This is a genomic window from Ursidibacter maritimus (assembly GCF_009761395.1).
In the GTDB taxonomy this organism is placed as follows: domain Bacteria; phylum Pseudomonadota; class Gammaproteobacteria; order Enterobacterales; family Pasteurellaceae; genus Ursidibacter; species Ursidibacter maritimus.
Genome location: NZ_LEKN01000013.1, coordinates 169,257 through 184,800, shown reverse-complemented (window position 1 = coordinate 184,800; position 15,544 = coordinate 169,257). Strand labels below are relative to the sequence as shown.

Here is a 15,544-nt window from a genome sequence, read left to right as displayed (position 1 = left end):
TTGGAGTGATTGATGTCTAGTGTTGAAGTAACTTCACCTGCTCCCTTAACGCCTTTTCAAGAATTTTGGTACTATTTTCGCCAAAATAAAGGGGCAGTTATCGGGCTGACTTTTATCGCAATCGTTTCGTTTGCGTGTCTCTTTGCCGATTTTGTTGCTCCGTTTGATCCAATCGAGCAAAACCGTAGTGCATTGCTACTTCCCCCAGTGTGGTTTGATGGCGGGAATAGCCAATATTTACTCGGAACTGACGATATCGGGCGTGATATTCTTTCTCGTATTATTTATGGTGCAAGATTATCTATTTTTATCGGCTTATTGATTGTGTTAATGTCTTGCGTGCTGGGTGTAATTCTCGGTTTATTAGCAGGCTACTATGGCGGTACCATTGATATTGTGATTATGCGTTTTGTCGATATTATGTTGGCAATTCCAAGCCTACTTTTAACTATCGGTGTTGTTACCATTCTTGGTCCTTCGCTTATCAATGCAGCAATTGCGATAGCGGTAGTTTCTATACCAAGTTATGTTCGTTTAACGCGTGCTTCTGTATTAAGTGAAAAAAATCGAGATTATGTTACCGCTTCTCGTGTTGCAGGAGCTGGTGTATGGCGTTTAATGTTCATTGTTATCTTACCTAACTGTCTAGCTCCTTTAATTGTACAAATGACAATGGGGATCTCTAACGCAATTTTAGAACTTGCTGCGTTGGGATTCTTAGGGATCGGTGCTCAGCCACCAACACCAGAACTCGGTACAATGTTGGCGGAATCTCGTGGCTTTATGCAATCGGCAAACTGGTTGGTCACGATTCCGGGATTAGCTATCTTATCGCTCGTGCTTGCTTTCAACCTAATGGGTGATGGTTTGCGTGATGCACTTGATCCAAAATTAAAACAGTAAGGGCAGAAAATGGCATTATTAGAAGTAAAAGAGCTTTCCGTCCACTTTGGTGATCAAAAAACACCATTTAAAGCTGTGGATCGTGTTAGTTATACCATCAATGAAGGCGAAGTATTAGGTATTGTTGGGGAATCGGGATCGGGAAAATCGGTCAGCTCACTAGCTATTATGGGGTTGATTGATTACCCAGGACGTGTAATGGCGAACGCCTTACATTTTGACGGCAACGACCTTCTCTCATTAAAACCGAAAGAGAAACAGAAAATCGTTGGTGCAGATGTATCAATGATTTTCCAAGATGCAATGACAAGCCTTAACCCAAGTTATACCGTTGGCTATCAAATTATGGAAGCCTTGAAGGTTCACCAAGGTGGTTCAAAAGCAAGTCGTAGAGCAAGAGCAGTTGAATTACTTACAATGGTTGGTATTCCTGATCCTGTTTCTCGTTTAGAAGTTTACCCACATCAACTTTCAGGGGGAATGAGTCAACGGGTAATGATTGCAATGGCGATTGCTTGCAATCCTAAATTATTGATTGCTGACGAACCAACTACTGCATTGGATGTAACCATTCAAGCACAAATTATTGATTTGCTGCTTGAATTGCAACGTAAAGAAAATATGGCGTTGATCTTAATTACCCATGACTTAGCACTCGTGGCGGAATCAGCGCATCGCATTATCGTAATGTATGCAGGGCAAGTGGTTGAAGAGGGCAAAGCAGAGCAAATTTTCAAATCACCATTGCATCCTTATACACAAGCATTATTAAAAGCCTTACCTGAATTTGCGGAAGGTAAATCACGCTTACAATCACTTCCTGGTGTTGTACCGGGTAAATATGACCGACCACAAGGCTGTTTATTAAACCCACGTTGTCCTTATGCAACGGATCGTTGTCGTCAAGAAGAGCCAGCATTAAGAACACTAAATGGACGACAAGTAAAATGTCATACGCCACTTGGTCTTGACGGATTGCCAAATAAGCAAGCCTTTCTTTAAGCAGTGAAACCTATTGAGTTGGAATGATAATATGCAAAATATCAATAAAACCCCACCGCTTTTAGATGCGGTGGACTTAAAAAAATATTACCCTGTTAAAAAGGGAATGTTTGCTAAACCGAAAATGGTAAAAGCCGTTGACGGCGTTTCTTTTATCTTAGAACGTGGGAAAACATTAGCCATTGTGGGTGAGTCTGGTTGTGGAAAATCAACATTAGGGCGAATGCTCACCATGATTGAACGCCCAACAGAAGGCGAATTATTTTATAAAGGGCAGAATTTTCTAGTTAGCGATAACGAAACAGAAAAATTACGCCGTAAAAAAATTCAGATTGTATTTCAAAACCCCTATGCGTCACTTAATCCGCGTAAAAAAGTCGGTGCAATTTTAGAAGAACCATTATTGATCAACACCGATCTTTCAGCACAACAACGTAAAGAGCAAGTGCTAGAAATGATGGCAAAAGTAGGGTTAAAGCCTGAATTTTATGACCGCTACCCACATATGTTCTCAGGCGGGCAGCGTCAACGTATCGCCATTGCACGTGGGTTAATGCTTCGACCTGATATTGTTGTTGCAGACGAACCTGTATCAGCACTTGATGTGTCGGTGCGTGCTCAGGTACTTAACTTGATGATGGATCTCCAAGAGGAAATGGGCTTATCCTATGTGTTCATCTCTCACGATCTGTCTGTGGTAGAACATATTGCTGATGAAGTAATGGTAATGTACCTAGGACGTGTGGTTGAGCAAGGTGAAACAAATGCGATTTTCAGTAACCCACGCCACCCTTATACTCAAGCGCTTCTCTCGGCAACACCTCGTTTAGAGCCAGAACACAGACGTGAACGGATTAAGCTCACAGGCGAACTCCCAAGCCCACTTAATCCACCGAAAGGTTGTGCGTTTCATGCTCGTTGTCGTCTCGCAACCGAACGTTGTAAACAAGAACGGCCAGAGCTAAAAACTTACCCAGATGGAACAAAAATCTCTTGTTTTGTGGTTGAGTAAGTTATAGGAGAGATTAAGAATAATGAGTTGGTAAGCTATAAATGGATATCTTACCAACTTATGCAACAAATAATCCCGCCATTGCTAAGGCTTTGCGCTCTATCTCTTGCCATTCTGTTTCAGGATCAGAAGCTTCGACAATCCCAGCGCCTGCATAGAGCGTAATTTGATTTTGCTGAATTTTAGCGGAGCGGAGATTAACGCAAAACTCCGCAGATTGTGGGCTGATGTAGCCAAAGGTTCCAGCATACCAACCTCGTTCAAATCCTTCTTGTTTAGCAATAAACTGTGTAGCAGGCAAGCGTGGTAAGCCTGCAACGGCGGCTGTTGGTTGAATACGCGTTAGGCAATCCGCATCAGAAACCTGATCTTTTAACGTTGCTTGGATTTTACGGCGTAAATGTTGCACGTTATGTAACCGCTTTATTTCAGCACTATTCACATTGATTTGTGTTACACAATCTTCCAGATGTTCACAAATATCATCAACCACCAACTGATTTTCATAAATATTTTTTTGATCGCTTAATAGCCAAAGACGATTTCTGTCGGTTTGTTCTACATCACTTGTAACGGTCGCAGTTCCAGCAAGTGCTTCAGTTCTCAGCTGCAAAGCTTCTCTTTTATATAAACGTTCAGGGCTTGAGCCAATAAAGGCTTGAGATGGTTGTTCCGACCATAAAAAATGGTAGCAACCCAAGTTTTTACGCTGGCTAATCGCCAATAAATCATAAGCGGATAACGGCTGATTGAAAATAAAAGTGGTCGCATTAGCGAGTACTACTTTACGAAATTCTTGCTGCTTAATTTTATCAATGGCTTGTTGAATATTATTTTGCCAAACGTCAAAATCATTGACAGCATTGGTTGTAATAATTTGTGGTTTTGCAGTTGTTTCATCAGCCACTTTATCTATATTAGCCAGTAAAGCTAAACAAGTCTGAATTTCTTCAGCAAGATTTTGCTTGTTTAGGTATAAACAAGCGGTCAGTTTCTGCAAATTTTTTTCAATACAAAGACGAGGCAATATAAATTGACATTCGCCTTCAAATTTCAGCCCACCGACTAATTTTATGCCAAGCTGCTGAGAAAACTGTTCTGCACATTCCAAGTGTGAAAAGGTTTTCACCGCACCAATAGCCGCTAATAAGAGGTTATTAGAACGGTTTTGCCAGAAAAAATGTGGAAAAGTAGGTTGCTGCTTTAACCAATGCAACCAAAGGCTATCTTGCACAGATTCTAACTGCTCAACAATAATTTCAATTTTTATCCAATCTAAATGGTCGGATAAACAATTAAATTGACGAACATTAGGCTGTGAAAGTAGAGTAATAAACCTTTGTTTTAATTCGGTAAAAATAGACATTGGCAAATTTGTAGTGAAATCTCACCGCTTGTTTGAAAAAAGAAAGACATTTTAGCGTATTTCCCCTTTTTTTTCCTAGCAAATCGGAGTAGAGTTAAGCGTTTTTCATACATTTATTTTAATCTTAGGGTAATCTCAATGGAACGTTTTCCAAAAACCGATAAATTAACTCACGTTCGTTATGATATTCGTGGGCCTGTACATAAAGAAGCGCTTCGCTTGGAAGAAGAAGGGCATAAAATTTTAAAATTAAACATCGGCAATCCAGCTCCTTTTGGGTTTGATGCACCTGCAGAAATTTTAGTCGATGTAATTCGTAACTTACCAACCGCACAAGGCTATTGTGATTCCAAAGGGCTTTATTCTGCCCGCAAAGCGATTGTGCAATACTACCAATTAAAAGGTTTATTGGATATTGATGTCAATGATGTTTACATCGGTAATGGTGTATCAGAGTTGATTACAATGTCAATGCAAGCATTATTAAATGATGGCGATGAAATTCTGATTCCAATGCCAGACTATCCACTTTGGACTGCGGCAGCGACTCTTGCTGGTGGGAAAGCGGTACATTACCTGTGTGATGAAGAAAATGAGTGGTTCCCTGATATTGAAGATATTAAGGCTAAAATTACTCCAAACACCAAAGCGATTTTAGTCATTAATCCAAATAACCCAACGGGTGCAGTATATAGTCGCCAAATTTTATTAGACATCGTGGAATTAGCTCGTCAGCATAATTTAATTATTTTTGCTGATGAGATTTACGAAAAAATTCTCTATGATGGTGCTGTACATCATCACATTGCCTCACTTGCACCTGATCTTTTAACGGTAACCTATAATGGTTTATCAAAAGCGTATCGTGTTGCTGGTTTCCGCCAAGGTTGGATGGTATTAAATGGGCCAAAACAGCAAGCTAAAGGCTTTATTGAAGGCTTAGATATGTTAGCGTCAATGCGTTTATGTGCAAATACACCGATGCAACACGCTATTCAAACCGCATTGGGTGGTTATCAAAGTATCAATGAATTTATTTTACCGGGTGGGCGTTTACTAGAGCAACGTAATAAAGCTCACGAGCTATTAACACAAATTCCAGGAATTAGCTGTGTGAAACCAAAAGGGGCAATGTATATGTTCCCGAAAATTGATACTGAAATGTATTCGATTAAAGACGACCAAAAATTTGTCTTTGATCTCTTACAACAAGAACGTGTATTACTCGTGCAAGGCTCAGGATTTAACTGGCATAAACCAGACCACTTCCGCGTTGTAACCTTACCTTATGTTCATCAGCTAGAAGAAGCTATTACACGTTTAGGCAAATTTTTACAAAAATACCGTCAAGATTAATCTCTGCCTCTGTCAAAAAATTCCCCTCTTTAAAAAAGAGGGGTTAGACGCGATTTGAAATAAGCAATATTACAATAACAATATAACTAACAAGGCTCAAAATGATCAAAGGTATTTTCTGTTCTTTATTGGCATCTATCTTATTTGGTGGGCTGTATTATCTCGCCACATTTTTGCGTCCATTAGCAGGTGAAGATGTATTCGGGTTTAGAATGTTAGTTACACTCCCGTTTTTATTTCTTGCAGTTATTTTATTAAAGCAACAAAAAGCCTTTATTGACTTTCTAAAACAGATCAAACAAAACCCTAAATTGATTTTTATTCTCTGTCTATCATCAGCACTTGTTGGTATTCAGATGTGGCTCTTTTTATGGGCACCGAATAGCGGCAAAGCCATTGATGTATCAATAGGCTACCTACTAATGCCGATAGCAATGGTCGCAGTAGGCAAACTGCTATATAAAGAGCATCTCTCATTTTGCAAATGGTTGGCGATTTTCTTTGCTTTTATTGGCGTGCTTAGCAACATTCTTTTAGCTGGTAAATTGTCGTGGGCAAGCGCTTTAGTTGCCACAGGATATCCTGCTTATTTTATGGTGCGTAAGAAATTCAACATTAGCCATATCTACAGTTTTGTGATTGAAATTGCTTTACTACTCCCGATAGCACTTTATTTTATCAGCCAAGTTGATATGCCAGTGATTCAACAGCAGAACCCGAATATCTATTTTTACCTACTTTTACTTGGTTTAATGAGTGGTGTCGCCCTCATTTCTTATACCTTAGCCAGCACCCTAATTCCTTTTAATGTATTAGGTTTACTTGGTTATATCGAACCTTGTGCGATGTTGTTTATCTCATTTGTTATCGGTGAAACATTAAACCCAGATGCTTATTTACTCTTAATCTGTTTAGGCATTGCTATTTTGTGTTTAATGTTGGACGGTATATTGGTGTTACGCAAACGTAAACGCATAAAAAGCGCTAAATATAACGCAATCGAATAGGGGGATGGATGCTAAAAGGGATTGTATTTGCCTTAACGGGCAATATTTTATTTGGAGTAGGCTACTATTTTGCCATTTTATTACGCCCATTAAGTGATATGGCTATGTTCGGATTTCGCATTGTGGTGCTTATTCCGTTTATTCTTCTTGCCATTTTCTTATTTAAGCAACAACACTTATTCTACGATCTCTTGCAAAAAATCCGTAAAAAGCCACCGCTTGTCTTAGTAGTGTTCCTTCTTGCGTTTAACACAGGCGTACAGTTATGGCTGTTTCTTTGGGCACCGAATAATGGACAAGCCCTACAAGTATCCATTGGTTATCTGCTCCTTCCGCTTGTAACCGTAGTATTAGGAAAAATCGTATTTAAAGAACAATTCACCCGATTAAAATGGGCATCTTTTCTCTTTGCTTTAGTGGGGGTGGTGGCCAATATCGGTTTTTCTGCGGAAATTTCGTGGGCAACTTTTGTTGCAGGATTTGGTTACCCACTCTATATTATGCTACGCCGCTATTTTCATATTAACACTCTTGCTACTTTTTTGGTGGAACTATTACTCTGCTTGCCTGTTGCTCTCTATTACATCAGTCAAATCAATATGGATGCGATTCTTAGCCAAAATGCATCACTTTATTATTACCTAGCATTATTCGGTTTAGTAAATGGAGCGGCTTTCATTCTCTTTTTAGGTTCAAGTAATTTATTGCCAATGAATGTACTTGGTTTAATTGGCTACGCTGAACCCTTTATTATGCTACTGATTTCTCTTGCGATTGGCGAAGTGCTAAGTTCACAATCTTATTTCTTAATGTTTTGCCTTGCGTGTTCTATTTTCTGCTTAACCTTTGATAGTTTCCGAAAAAGTACCTAATTTATGAAATTAATTCGAGTTGCTTTGCCTGTGCCGTTGGCTCGTTATTTTGATTATCTTTTGCCTGAAGAGTGCTTGGTGGTTAAAGGGGCAAGAGTTATTGTACCATTTGGTAATCAACGTAAATTAGGCATAGTAGTTGATTTCCCAACAGAAACTGAAGTTCCTACTCACAAACTCAAGCCTGTTATTGAAGTATTAGATACTCAATCACTCTTTGATAATGAAATTTGGTCGTTATTGACTTGGGCGGCTAATTACTATCACGCTCCATTGGGCGAGGTTCTACAAAGTGCATTGCCGATTAAGTTACGGCAAGGGGATAGCACCGAGCGCACCACTTGCGATTATTTTTCAGTGACGGAACAAGGGCATAATGCGTTAGCCAATGGGGTGCTAATTCGTGCAAAGAAACAGCAAGCCTTATTAGCGGAGTTGGTACAGCTTGCAAAAGTTTTTGAGAAACCGACAGCTTGTAGCCCAACAGCTTGGAAAGCGTTAATGGATAAAGGGCTACTCGAAAAGGTTGATGTACCATTTATCGCTCAATCGTGGCAACAACGATTAGCGGATAAACCTATTTGTAATCAACAAAATCGTTTGGTACTCAATAAACAGCAATCATTGATTGTAAGCCGTTTGCATTTTCATCAAGGATATGGTGCGTTTTTGCTCAATGGTGTAACAGGTTCTGGCAAAACGGAAGTCTATCTGCAAGTGATCGATGAAGTACTAAAAAGGGGGGAACAGGTACTCGTGTTAGTTCCAGAAATCGGTTTAACTCCGCAGACGATACAACGTTTTCAGGCAAGATTTAATGTTGAAATTGATGTGCTACATTCTAATTTGAACGATAGCCAACGTTTAAATGCTTGGTTACGAGCAAAAAATGGTGAAAGTGCGATTGTGATCGGCACCCGTTCTGCTTTATTTACGCAGTTTGATCGGCTTGGTTTAATTATTATTGATGAAGAACACGATAGTTCTTTTAAACAGCAAGATGGTTGGCGTTATCACGCCCGAGATCTTGCAATATGGCGCGCAAAGCATAAAGGAATCCCAATTATTTTAGGGACAGCAACGCCAAGTTTAGAAAGTTTGCAAAATGGTAAAAATGGCAAATTTATCGAATTACAACTTAATGCCCGGGCAGGTAATGCACAATTTTCTCGCCAACAGGTTATCGATCTAAAAACACAACGGATTTATGCTGGACTATCAGAGCGTTTACTTGCAATGATGAAAAGCCATCTTGAGAAAGGCAACCAAGTAATGCTTTTTCTCAATCGGCGTGGTTTTGCCCCAGTGTTATTATGCCACGAGTGTGGTTGGATCTGCCAATGTGAAGCGTGCGAGAAACCCTATACTTATCATCAAAAAAGTCGAGTATTGCGTTGTCATCATTGTGCCTCTCAGCACATTATTCCCCGTCAATGTGGCCATTGTGGCTCAACGCATTTAATTACTACGGGTATTGGGACAGAACAGCTAGAGCAGACTTTAAGCCAACATTTTCCACAATTTAATATCACTCGAATTGATGGCGACAGCACTGCTCGTAAAGGTTCGTTAGAGCAACATCTTGCTGAAATTCAATCGGGTAAAAGCCAAATTTTAATCGGCACACAAATGTTAGCCAAAGGGCATCATTTCCCTAATGTTACCCTTGTGGCGATTGTGAATGTGGACAGTAGCCTATTTTCAACTGATTTTCGTGCAGAAGAACGTTTAGCCCAGCTTTATATTCAAGTCGCAGGGCGAGCAGGAAGAGCAGAAAAACAGGGCGAAGTTGTGTTACAAACTCATTATCCTGATCACCCATTACTCAAAAGTTTATTAACGGAAGGTTATTTAAGTTTTGCAGAACAAGCACTATCAATGCGAAAACTAATGGGATTACCGCCATTTTCGGCACAGGTACTTTTCCGAGCCACAGGGCGAGATAATGAGAAAGTGGTAAATTTTTTGCAAGAACTCACCGCTTGTTTACAGCAAATTATCACCACACCCCAATGGCAAGGCTTTCAGCTATTAGGCCCAATAAATGCTCCAATGGCAAAAAAAGCAGGGCATTTTCGTTGGCAACTGATTATTCAGCACGCAGAAAGAGGATTGATCCAACAGCTATTAAACCAATTCGATATAGTTAGAGAACAATTCCTACGCAATGATATTCGCTTAAGCGTAGATATTGATCCGCAGGATTTGGGGTAAGTAAATAAACTTATCCCCCACCTTTTCTACAACAAAAATCATAAAGTGGTGTAGGTAAAATACGTCTAAGCCACCAAAATAGTTTTGTTGGAAAGGTTACTTGATAGCGAGCTTTAGGTTTTTTAGCTGAAAGTGCTCGATAACAAGCGATAGCACAGGCAGTTGAAGGCAAGGTAAATGGGTTGGCGTTGCCTTTGGTGTTTAGTCTAGCTAATTGTTGCTGATAGGCTTGGCGATGAAAAGAGTTTTCCATATCAATATATTGATGTAATTTAATCACCGCATTAGGTCTAAATTTGCTTTGGATTGGGCCTGGTTCAATCAGGCTCACATAAATGTTTGAACCGTGTAGTTCGTGGCGGAGCGTATCTGCCATTCCTTCTAAAGCAAACTTTGTGCTGTTATAAGCACCACGAAAGTGCATTCCAGCAAAACCCAAAATACTACTGTTGATTAAAATCCGCCCGTAATTTTGTTTACGGAAAATTTTCATTGCATAGTTTGTCACTTCCCAGCAACCAAATACGTTGGTTTCAAAAATTTCACGCAGGGCATCACGAGGAATATCTTCTACCGTACCAGGTTGTCCAAACCCAGCATTGCAAAAAACGGCATCTAACCCACCGCTTGTTTGAATATATTCAAAGGCTTGTTGGATTTGCTGAGAATTTGTTACATCAAGCTGTAAGCATTCAAAGCCTTCAAATTGTAAACGTTGCACATCTTCTGCTTGTCGGCAGCTTGCAATCACTCGCCAGCCTTTTTCTTTTAAATAGTGGGCGGTAGCATAGCCAATTCCAGATGAACAGCCTGTGATAAGAATAGTTTGCATTGTGTATCCTAATTCAAAATGATCATAGCTGATTTAACCAGTGTAAAAAGTCTGTGGCAGACATAAACCCTGTTACCCTTGATTGTGTCAGCTCATTGCCCTGCTCATCAAAAAAGAGAATAGTTGGTAGCCCTAATATATTGAAATGTTTCATCAATTCATCATTAGCCGGTGAATTTTTTGTCATATCAATTTGTAGCACTAACATTTGATTTAATTTCTGTTGAACATTGGCATCAGTAAATGTGTATTTTTCAAATTCTTTACAAGCTACGCACCAATCAGCATAGAGATCTAACATCACTTTTTTACCTTGATGAGCGTTAATTTGTTGCTGTAACTCACTCAACGAGCTAATTCGGGTAAAGTGGAGCTGTGTTGTTTGTGTGTGTGTCGGTTGTTGCCAAAGAAAATCCACCCAAGGTTTTGCACTGATAACTAATGCGGCGAGTACGACTAGGCGAAGTGCTTTTTTCCACCATTTCTGTACGTTAAATTGTTCATTAAGCCAAATAAAAAATGCAATGGCTAATGCAGACCACATCAAGGGTTCAAATTCCGTCGGGAGTACTCGTGAGAGTAAAAAAACGGGTAAGGCTAACATCACAAAACCAAAAATAGTTTTGACTTTTAATAGCCAATCGCCCGATTTCGGTAGAATTTTATTGCCAAATAGTGTGATAAGTACCAGTGGAATGCCCATTCCTAAAGCAAGTAAATAGAGAGCTAGCCCACCAGTAAGAAGATCACCGCTTTGAGCCACATAGAGTAATGCTCCAGAAAGAGGAGCAGATGTACAAGGTGAGGCGACTAACCCTGCGATCATTCCCATTACAAACACGCTAGGGTAAGAACCGCCCTGTTGCTGTTGGCTTAATTGATTGAGTTTTTGCTGCCAGCTATGCGGTAGTTCTAAGCTAAATAAGCCGAACATTGAACAAGCCAATATCACAAACAGAATTGAGAGCGTAATTAGAACAGGTGGGCTTTGTAATGCTACTTGAAACGGTAAACCAATGGCGGCAACGGCTAAACCGAGTAAGGTGTAAGTTAGAGCCATTCCTTGCACATAGGTCAAACTCAAGCTAAATGCAACCCAGCCATTAGGGCGTTGTTGTCGCCCAATCACAATCGCGGATAATAGTGGCAACATTGGCAACACGCAGGGGGTGAAGGCAAGCCCTAAACCTAAAACAAAGAACCAAAAAATTGAAAAGCGATTTTGGGCTAAATTATCAGCCAATATAGTTTGTTCTGCTTTGGGAGGCTCTTCAGCATAAGCGGTTGGATTGTCGCTATTTTTTGCAATAGTTGAGGTTTTTGCAAAAGATTGTGTCGAACTCACCGCTTGTTCATCTAAGGCTAAGATGATGCTTTCTGGTGGGTAGCAGAAACCTTTGGTACAACCTTGATATTCCACGCTAAGTTTTGCCCCTTGCTCTCGCTGTGAAATAGGCACATTAACGGTTAATTGGTGGTGAAAAATATCCACTTGCCCAAAAAATTCATCATTATATTGCTCACTCTCAGGATAGTTTATTTCCCCTAGTGCCACTTTTTCACCATTTATGATGAGTTGTTTTTTATATAAATAATATCCGTCAGCAATTTGCCATTCTAACTGCACAGAATCAGTGGAAATCTGATGAGAAAAACGGAAAGCGTCAGATCCAGCTAAGAATTTGGGCTTTGAGTTAAACAAATTTGCGTGGGTAGAGAAGCTCATTACAAGCGTCATTACAAGTAAAAATAATCGAAGTAGCATAGATAAATTAGTTAATTAGCAACAAATGACATTCTAATAATGAATAGACGCTTTGACAAAGTATTTATTACACGAAAAATCTAGTCAATTATTTTCATTTTTTAACAAAAATATCTTGCATAGTTATTCAAAAATAAATAATATCTATTCAGTTTTTTTGAATTTTGAATAGGATCTTCCTTAAATGGCAATTCGCATTAGTAATGTCAATTTTTATTATGGCTCTAATCAAGCCTTGTTTGATATCAATTTGAATATTGAAAAAGGCGATACGGTGGTGCTACTTGGCCCAAGTGGAGCAGGAAAGAGCACGTTAATTCGCACTTTAAATCTGATGGAAGTACCACAATCAGGAATGTTAGATATTGCAAATCATAAGTTTGATCTCACCGCTAAAGCGGATGCTAAACAGGTTTCACTCTTGCGTAAAGAAGTGGGAATGGTGTTTCAACAATATCACTTATGGCCACATTTAACAGTAATGCAAAACTTGATTGAAGCACCAATGAAAGTGCTGAGATTAGAGAAAGAACAAGCTATTGAACGAGCAAAAGGTTTGTTGGCTCGTTTGCAATTAGCTGAATTTGCTGAGCGTTTTCCTTTGCACTTATCGGGCGGTCAGCAACAACGTGTTGCGATTGCAAGAGCGTTAATGATGCAACCGCAGGTATTATTATTTGATGAGCCAACGGCTGCTTTAGATCCAGAAATTACAGCTCAAGTTGTTGATATTATTCAGGAGTTACAGAGTACGGGGATCACGCAAGTGATTGTAACCCACGAGGTTTCTGTGGCTCGTAAGGTTGCCACGAAAGTGGTTTATATGGAAAAAGGCAAGATTATTGAACAAGGTGATGCAAGTTGTTTTGAAACACCAAAAACGGAACAATTTGCACATTATCTTTCACATTCACACTAATAATTATGGGGTAAACACAATGAAAAAATTACTTTTAGCCGCACTCTTGGCAGGAACTACATTCGCTAACGCACAAGATATTACTTTTGCAATGGAACCAAGCTATCCACCATTTGAATCAACAAATGAAAAAGGTGAAATTATCGGTTTTGATGTTGAAATTGCGAATGCAATTTGTAAAGAACTAAATGCAACCTGTCATTTTAAAGCACAAGCTTTTGATGCGTTGATTCCAAGTTTAATTAAAGGGCGTGGTGGTTTCGATGCGGCAATTTCAGCTATTGACATTACAGAAGCTCGTGCAAAACAAGTTGCATTTTCTGCTCCATATTATGAAAGTTCAGCAAGTTTTATTAGTGTAAAAGATAAAATGAGCGATCTTGCTCAAGCTAAAAAAGTTGGCGTGCAAAATGGTACAACTTATCAACAATATATCAATGCGGAAGCAAAACAGTATGCGGTAAGTTCTTATGCAAGCATACAAGATGCAGTATTGGATTTAAAAAATGGACGTATTGATACTATCTTTGGCGATACGGATGTATTGAGAGAAATGTTTGATAAAAACCCGGAGCTTAGTTTTGTCGGTGAGCGTGTAACAGACAAACGTTATTTTAATAACGGTTTAGGTATTGCGGTGAAAAAATCAAATACTGCGTTAGTGGAAGACTTAAATAAAGGGCTTGCCGCGATTAAAGCAAATGGCGAATATCAAAAAATTTATGATAAATGGATGACGAAATAATCATATGTTTGTGGATTATCTTCCCTTAATTTCTCAAGCTGCCCTAATGACCTTAGGGCTTGCTCTCTGCTCACTAGTCGTAGGCATGTTATTGGCGATTTTGTTTGTTTCCCTTGAAACACATAGATTGGCGATAATTAATAAACCTACCGCAGTGTTTGTTGCATTATTGCGAGGGTTGCCAGAAATTTTGGTCGTCTTTTTAATTTACTTTGGTACGCCAGAAATTTTGGAGTTACTCACTGGGAATTATGTCGAGCTTGGGCCTTTTGGTTGCGGTGTGGTTGCATTAGCCTTGATCTTCGCTTCATATGCTTCACAAACTTTGCGTGGTGCTATTCAAGCTGTGCCCGTTGGGCAATGGGAATCGGGAGCGGCTTTAGGACTCAGTCGAATTTATACCTTTATTCATATTGTGATGCCACAGGTATGGCGACACGCATTGCCAGGGTTAAGTAATCAGTGGCTTGTGTTGTTGAAGGATACCGCATTGGTTTCTTTAATCGGCGTTCACGATTTAATGCGTCAAGCTGAATTGATCAATACTACAACGCATCAGCCATTTACTTGGTATGGCTTTGCAGCCTTAATTTACTTAGTGATTACTTTATTGAGCCAAGTGATTATTCGTAAATTAGAACTTCGTTTTACCCGCTTTGAAAGAGGAATTGCATAATGCTACAGGATTATTTCAATGTAATTGCTCAAGGTATTCCAACTAGCTTATTGCTCACTTTTGTGGCATTAACAGTGGCGTTTTTCTTAGCGTTATTGCTGACGTTCCTACTTTCAATGGAAAATAGTTTAATCAAAGGGGCGATCAATCTCTTTTTAACGCTCTTTACAGGTACGCCGTTGTTAATTCAGTTCTTCTTAATTTATGCAGGGCCGGGGCAATTTCAATGGATTGTGGATAGTCCGCTGTGGGCATTGCTCTCAAATGCGTGGTTTTGTGCAATGTTGGCTTTGGCATTAAATAGTACCGCTTACACGACGCTACTATTTCATGGTGCAGTAAAAGCTATTCCAAAAGGACAATGGGAAACCTGTGCGGCTTTAGGTTTAAATCGTTTACAAACACTAAAAATTCTTATCCCCTACGCATTAAAACGGGCATTACCTTCCTACAGTAATGAAATTATTTTGGTGTTTAAAGGCACATCGTTGGCATCAACCATTACCATTATGGATATTATAGGCTATGCTCGTCAGTTGTACGGTACAGAATATGATGCGCTGTCAATTTATGGCATGGCAGGCGTAATTTATCTAATGATTACAGGCATAATGACGCTTATCCTACGCCAAGTTGAACGTAAGGTATTGCGTTTTGAACGATTGGAAAGCTAGAGGAAACCTTAATAGCAATTATCCAGTCATTTAATCGGGTGGGATGAATTCCCACTCATATCCATCTTGACAAAAATCATCATAATCTCACCGCTTGTTTCTGATTATTCCCTTTTAGTATGCAGTAAAATTCGGTAAACTACGCAATCGTTTGCTTACGGTATTAACCTATAAAAGCGGTCTGATTTTCTGTCTTTTTTA

Annotated in this window: 14 protein-coding genes; 11 read left to right on the top strand and 3 right to left on the bottom strand. The window is 39.4% G+C overall.

The window, feature by feature from the left end:
• Positions 1 to 12 precede the first annotated feature (12 nt).
• From A1D26_RS03915 to A1D26_RS03905, 3 genes are read left to right on the top strand one after another with little or no spacing between them, the layout of a single operon-like run.
• Entirely contained in the window at positions 13 to 903 is an 891-nt protein-coding gene (locus tag A1D26_RS03915) for an ABC transporter permease subunit (protein ID WP_157402777.1), read from the top strand.
• Positions 904 to 912: 9 nt separating this feature from the next.
• The gene (gene dppD, locus A1D26_RS03910; protein WP_157402776.1) at positions 913 to 1,905 is read left to right on the top strand and encodes a dipeptide ABC transporter ATP-binding protein; all 993 of its coding nucleotides are present in this window, start codon (positions 913 to 915) and stop codon (positions 1,903 to 1,905) included.
• A gap of 31 nt (positions 1,906 to 1,936) precedes the next feature.
• Positions 1,937 to 2,917, top strand: coding sequence for a peptide ABC transporter ATP-binding protein (locus tag A1D26_RS03905; RefSeq protein WP_157402775.1), 981 nt, complete (start codon positions 1,937 to 1,939; stop codon positions 2,915 to 2,917).
• A 58-nt stretch (positions 2,918 to 2,975) separates the two neighbouring features.
• On the opposite strand, the gene A1D26_RS03900 is transcribed toward A1D26_RS03905, so the two are convergent.
• The gene (locus tag A1D26_RS03900; RefSeq protein ID WP_157402774.1) at positions 2,976 to 4,283 is read right to left on the bottom strand and encodes an isochorismate synthase; all 1,308 of its coding nucleotides are present in this window, start codon (positions 4,281 to 4,283) and stop codon (positions 2,976 to 2,978) included.
• Positions 4,284 to 4,421: 138 nt separating this feature from the next.
• Between A1D26_RS03900 and A1D26_RS03895 the strand changes: the two genes are divergently transcribed.
• From A1D26_RS03895 to priA, 4 genes are all read left to right on the top strand, one after another.
• Positions 4,422 to 5,639 carry a pyridoxal phosphate-dependent aminotransferase gene (locus A1D26_RS03895; RefSeq protein ID WP_157402773.1) on the top strand — a complete coding sequence of 406 codons (1,218 nt, stop codon included), beginning with the start codon at positions 4,422 to 4,424 and terminating at the stop codon, positions 5,637 to 5,639.
• A gap of 101 nt (positions 5,640 to 5,740) precedes the next feature.
• Positions 5,741 to 6,646, top strand: coding sequence for an EamA family transporter RarD (rarD, locus tag A1D26_RS03890; protein WP_157402772.1), 906 nt, complete (start codon positions 5,741 to 5,743; stop codon positions 6,644 to 6,646).
• A gap of 8 nt (positions 6,647 to 6,654) precedes the next feature.
• Complete coding sequence (gene rarD / locus A1D26_RS03885; protein ID WP_157402771.1) at positions 6,655 to 7,518, top strand: EamA family transporter RarD; 864 nt, start codon at positions 6,655 to 6,657, stop codon at positions 7,516 to 7,518.
• A 3-nt stretch (positions 7,519 to 7,521) separates the two neighbouring features.
• A complete protein-coding gene (priA, locus tag A1D26_RS03880) occupies positions 7,522 to 9,732 on the top strand; it encodes a primosomal protein N' (protein ID WP_157402770.1) in 2,211 nt (736 codons plus the stop codon).
• A gap of 10 nt (positions 9,733 to 9,742) precedes the next feature.
• Here priA and A1D26_RS03875 read toward each other — a convergent pair whose 3' ends face one another.
• Both A1D26_RS03875 and A1D26_RS03870 read right to left on the bottom strand, forming a co-directional pair.
• On the bottom strand, positions 9,743 to 10,564 hold the full coding sequence (locus tag A1D26_RS03875; RefSeq protein ID WP_157402769.1) for an SDR family NAD(P)-dependent oxidoreductase: 822 nt from the start codon (positions 10,562 to 10,564) through the stop codon (positions 9,743 to 9,745).
• Between the two features lie 22 nt (positions 10,565 to 10,586).
• Positions 10,587 to 12,329, bottom strand: coding sequence for a protein-disulfide reductase DsbD (locus A1D26_RS03870; RefSeq protein ID WP_157402768.1), 1,743 nt, complete (start codon positions 12,327 to 12,329; stop codon positions 10,587 to 10,589).
• A gap of 184 nt (positions 12,330 to 12,513) precedes the next feature.
• Here A1D26_RS03870 and artP point away from each other — a divergent pair, with 184 nt between their 5' ends.
• The 4 genes from artP to artM are packed head-to-tail and all read left to right on the top strand — an operon-like array spanning position 12,514 to position 15,343.
• On the top strand, positions 12,514 to 13,248 hold the full coding sequence (artP, locus tag A1D26_RS03865) for an arginine ABC transporter ATP-binding protein ArtP (RefSeq protein WP_157402767.1): 735 nt from the start codon (positions 12,514 to 12,516) through the stop codon (positions 13,246 to 13,248).
• A gap of 19 nt (positions 13,249 to 13,267) precedes the next feature.
• Positions 13,268 to 13,993: a transporter substrate-binding domain-containing protein gene (locus A1D26_RS03860; RefSeq protein ID WP_157402766.1), complete on the top strand. Its 726-nt coding sequence runs from the start codon at positions 13,268 to 13,270 to the stop codon at positions 13,991 to 13,993.
• 4 nt (positions 13,994 to 13,997) lie between these two features.
• On the top strand, positions 13,998 to 14,669 hold the full coding sequence (gene artQ, locus A1D26_RS03855; RefSeq protein WP_157402765.1) for an arginine ABC transporter permease ArtQ: 672 nt from the start codon (positions 13,998 to 14,000) through the stop codon (positions 14,667 to 14,669).
• The gene (artM, locus tag A1D26_RS03850; RefSeq protein WP_157402764.1) at positions 14,669 to 15,343 is read left to right on the top strand and encodes an arginine ABC transporter permease ArtM; all 675 of its coding nucleotides are present in this window, start codon (positions 14,669 to 14,671) and stop codon (positions 15,341 to 15,343) included. Before artQ ends, artM begins: the two co-directional genes overlap by 1 nt.
• The last annotated feature ends 201 nt before the right edge of the window (positions 15,344 to 15,544 follow it).

Coding starts and splice junctions, on each gene's coding strand:
- rarD (WP_157402772.1), top strand. CDS start 5,741: ATGATCAAAGGTATTTTCTGTTCTTTATTGGCATCTATCTTATTTGGT.
- artM (WP_157402764.1), top strand. CDS start 14,669: ATGCTACAGGATTATTTCAATGTAATTGCTCAAGGTATTCCAACTAGC.
- A1D26_RS03895 (WP_157402773.1), top strand. CDS start 4,422: ATGGAACGTTTTCCAAAAACCGATAAATTAACTCACGTTCGTTATGAT.
- artP (WP_157402767.1), top strand. CDS start 12,514: ATGGCAATTCGCATTAGTAATGTCAATTTTTATTATGGCTCTAATCAA.
- A1D26_RS03900 (WP_157402774.1), bottom strand. CDS start 4,283: ATGTCTATTTTTACCGAATTAAAACAAAGGTTTATTACTCTACTTTCA.
- A1D26_RS03870 (WP_157402768.1), bottom strand. CDS start 12,329: ATGCTACTTCGATTATTTTTACTTGTAATGACGCTTGTAATGAGCTTC.
- A1D26_RS03875 (WP_157402769.1), bottom strand. CDS start 10,564: ATGCAAACTATTCTTATCACAGGCTGTTCATCTGGAATTGGCTATGCT.
- artQ (WP_157402765.1), top strand. CDS start 13,998: ATGTTTGTGGATTATCTTCCCTTAATTTCTCAAGCTGCCCTAATGACC.
- A1D26_RS03905 (WP_157402775.1), top strand. CDS start 1,937: ATGCAAAATATCAATAAAACCCCACCGCTTTTAGATGCGGTGGACTTA.
- priA (WP_157402770.1), top strand. CDS start 7,522: ATGAAATTAATTCGAGTTGCTTTGCCTGTGCCGTTGGCTCGTTATTTT.
- A1D26_RS03915 (WP_157402777.1), top strand. CDS start 13: ATGTCTAGTGTTGAAGTAACTTCACCTGCTCCCTTAACGCCTTTTCAA.
- rarD (WP_157402771.1), top strand. CDS start 6,655: ATGCTAAAAGGGATTGTATTTGCCTTAACGGGCAATATTTTATTTGGA.
- dppD (WP_157402776.1), top strand. CDS start 913: ATGGCATTATTAGAAGTAAAAGAGCTTTCCGTCCACTTTGGTGATCAA.
- A1D26_RS03860 (WP_157402766.1), top strand. CDS start 13,268: ATGAAAAAATTACTTTTAGCCGCACTCTTGGCAGGAACTACATTCGCT.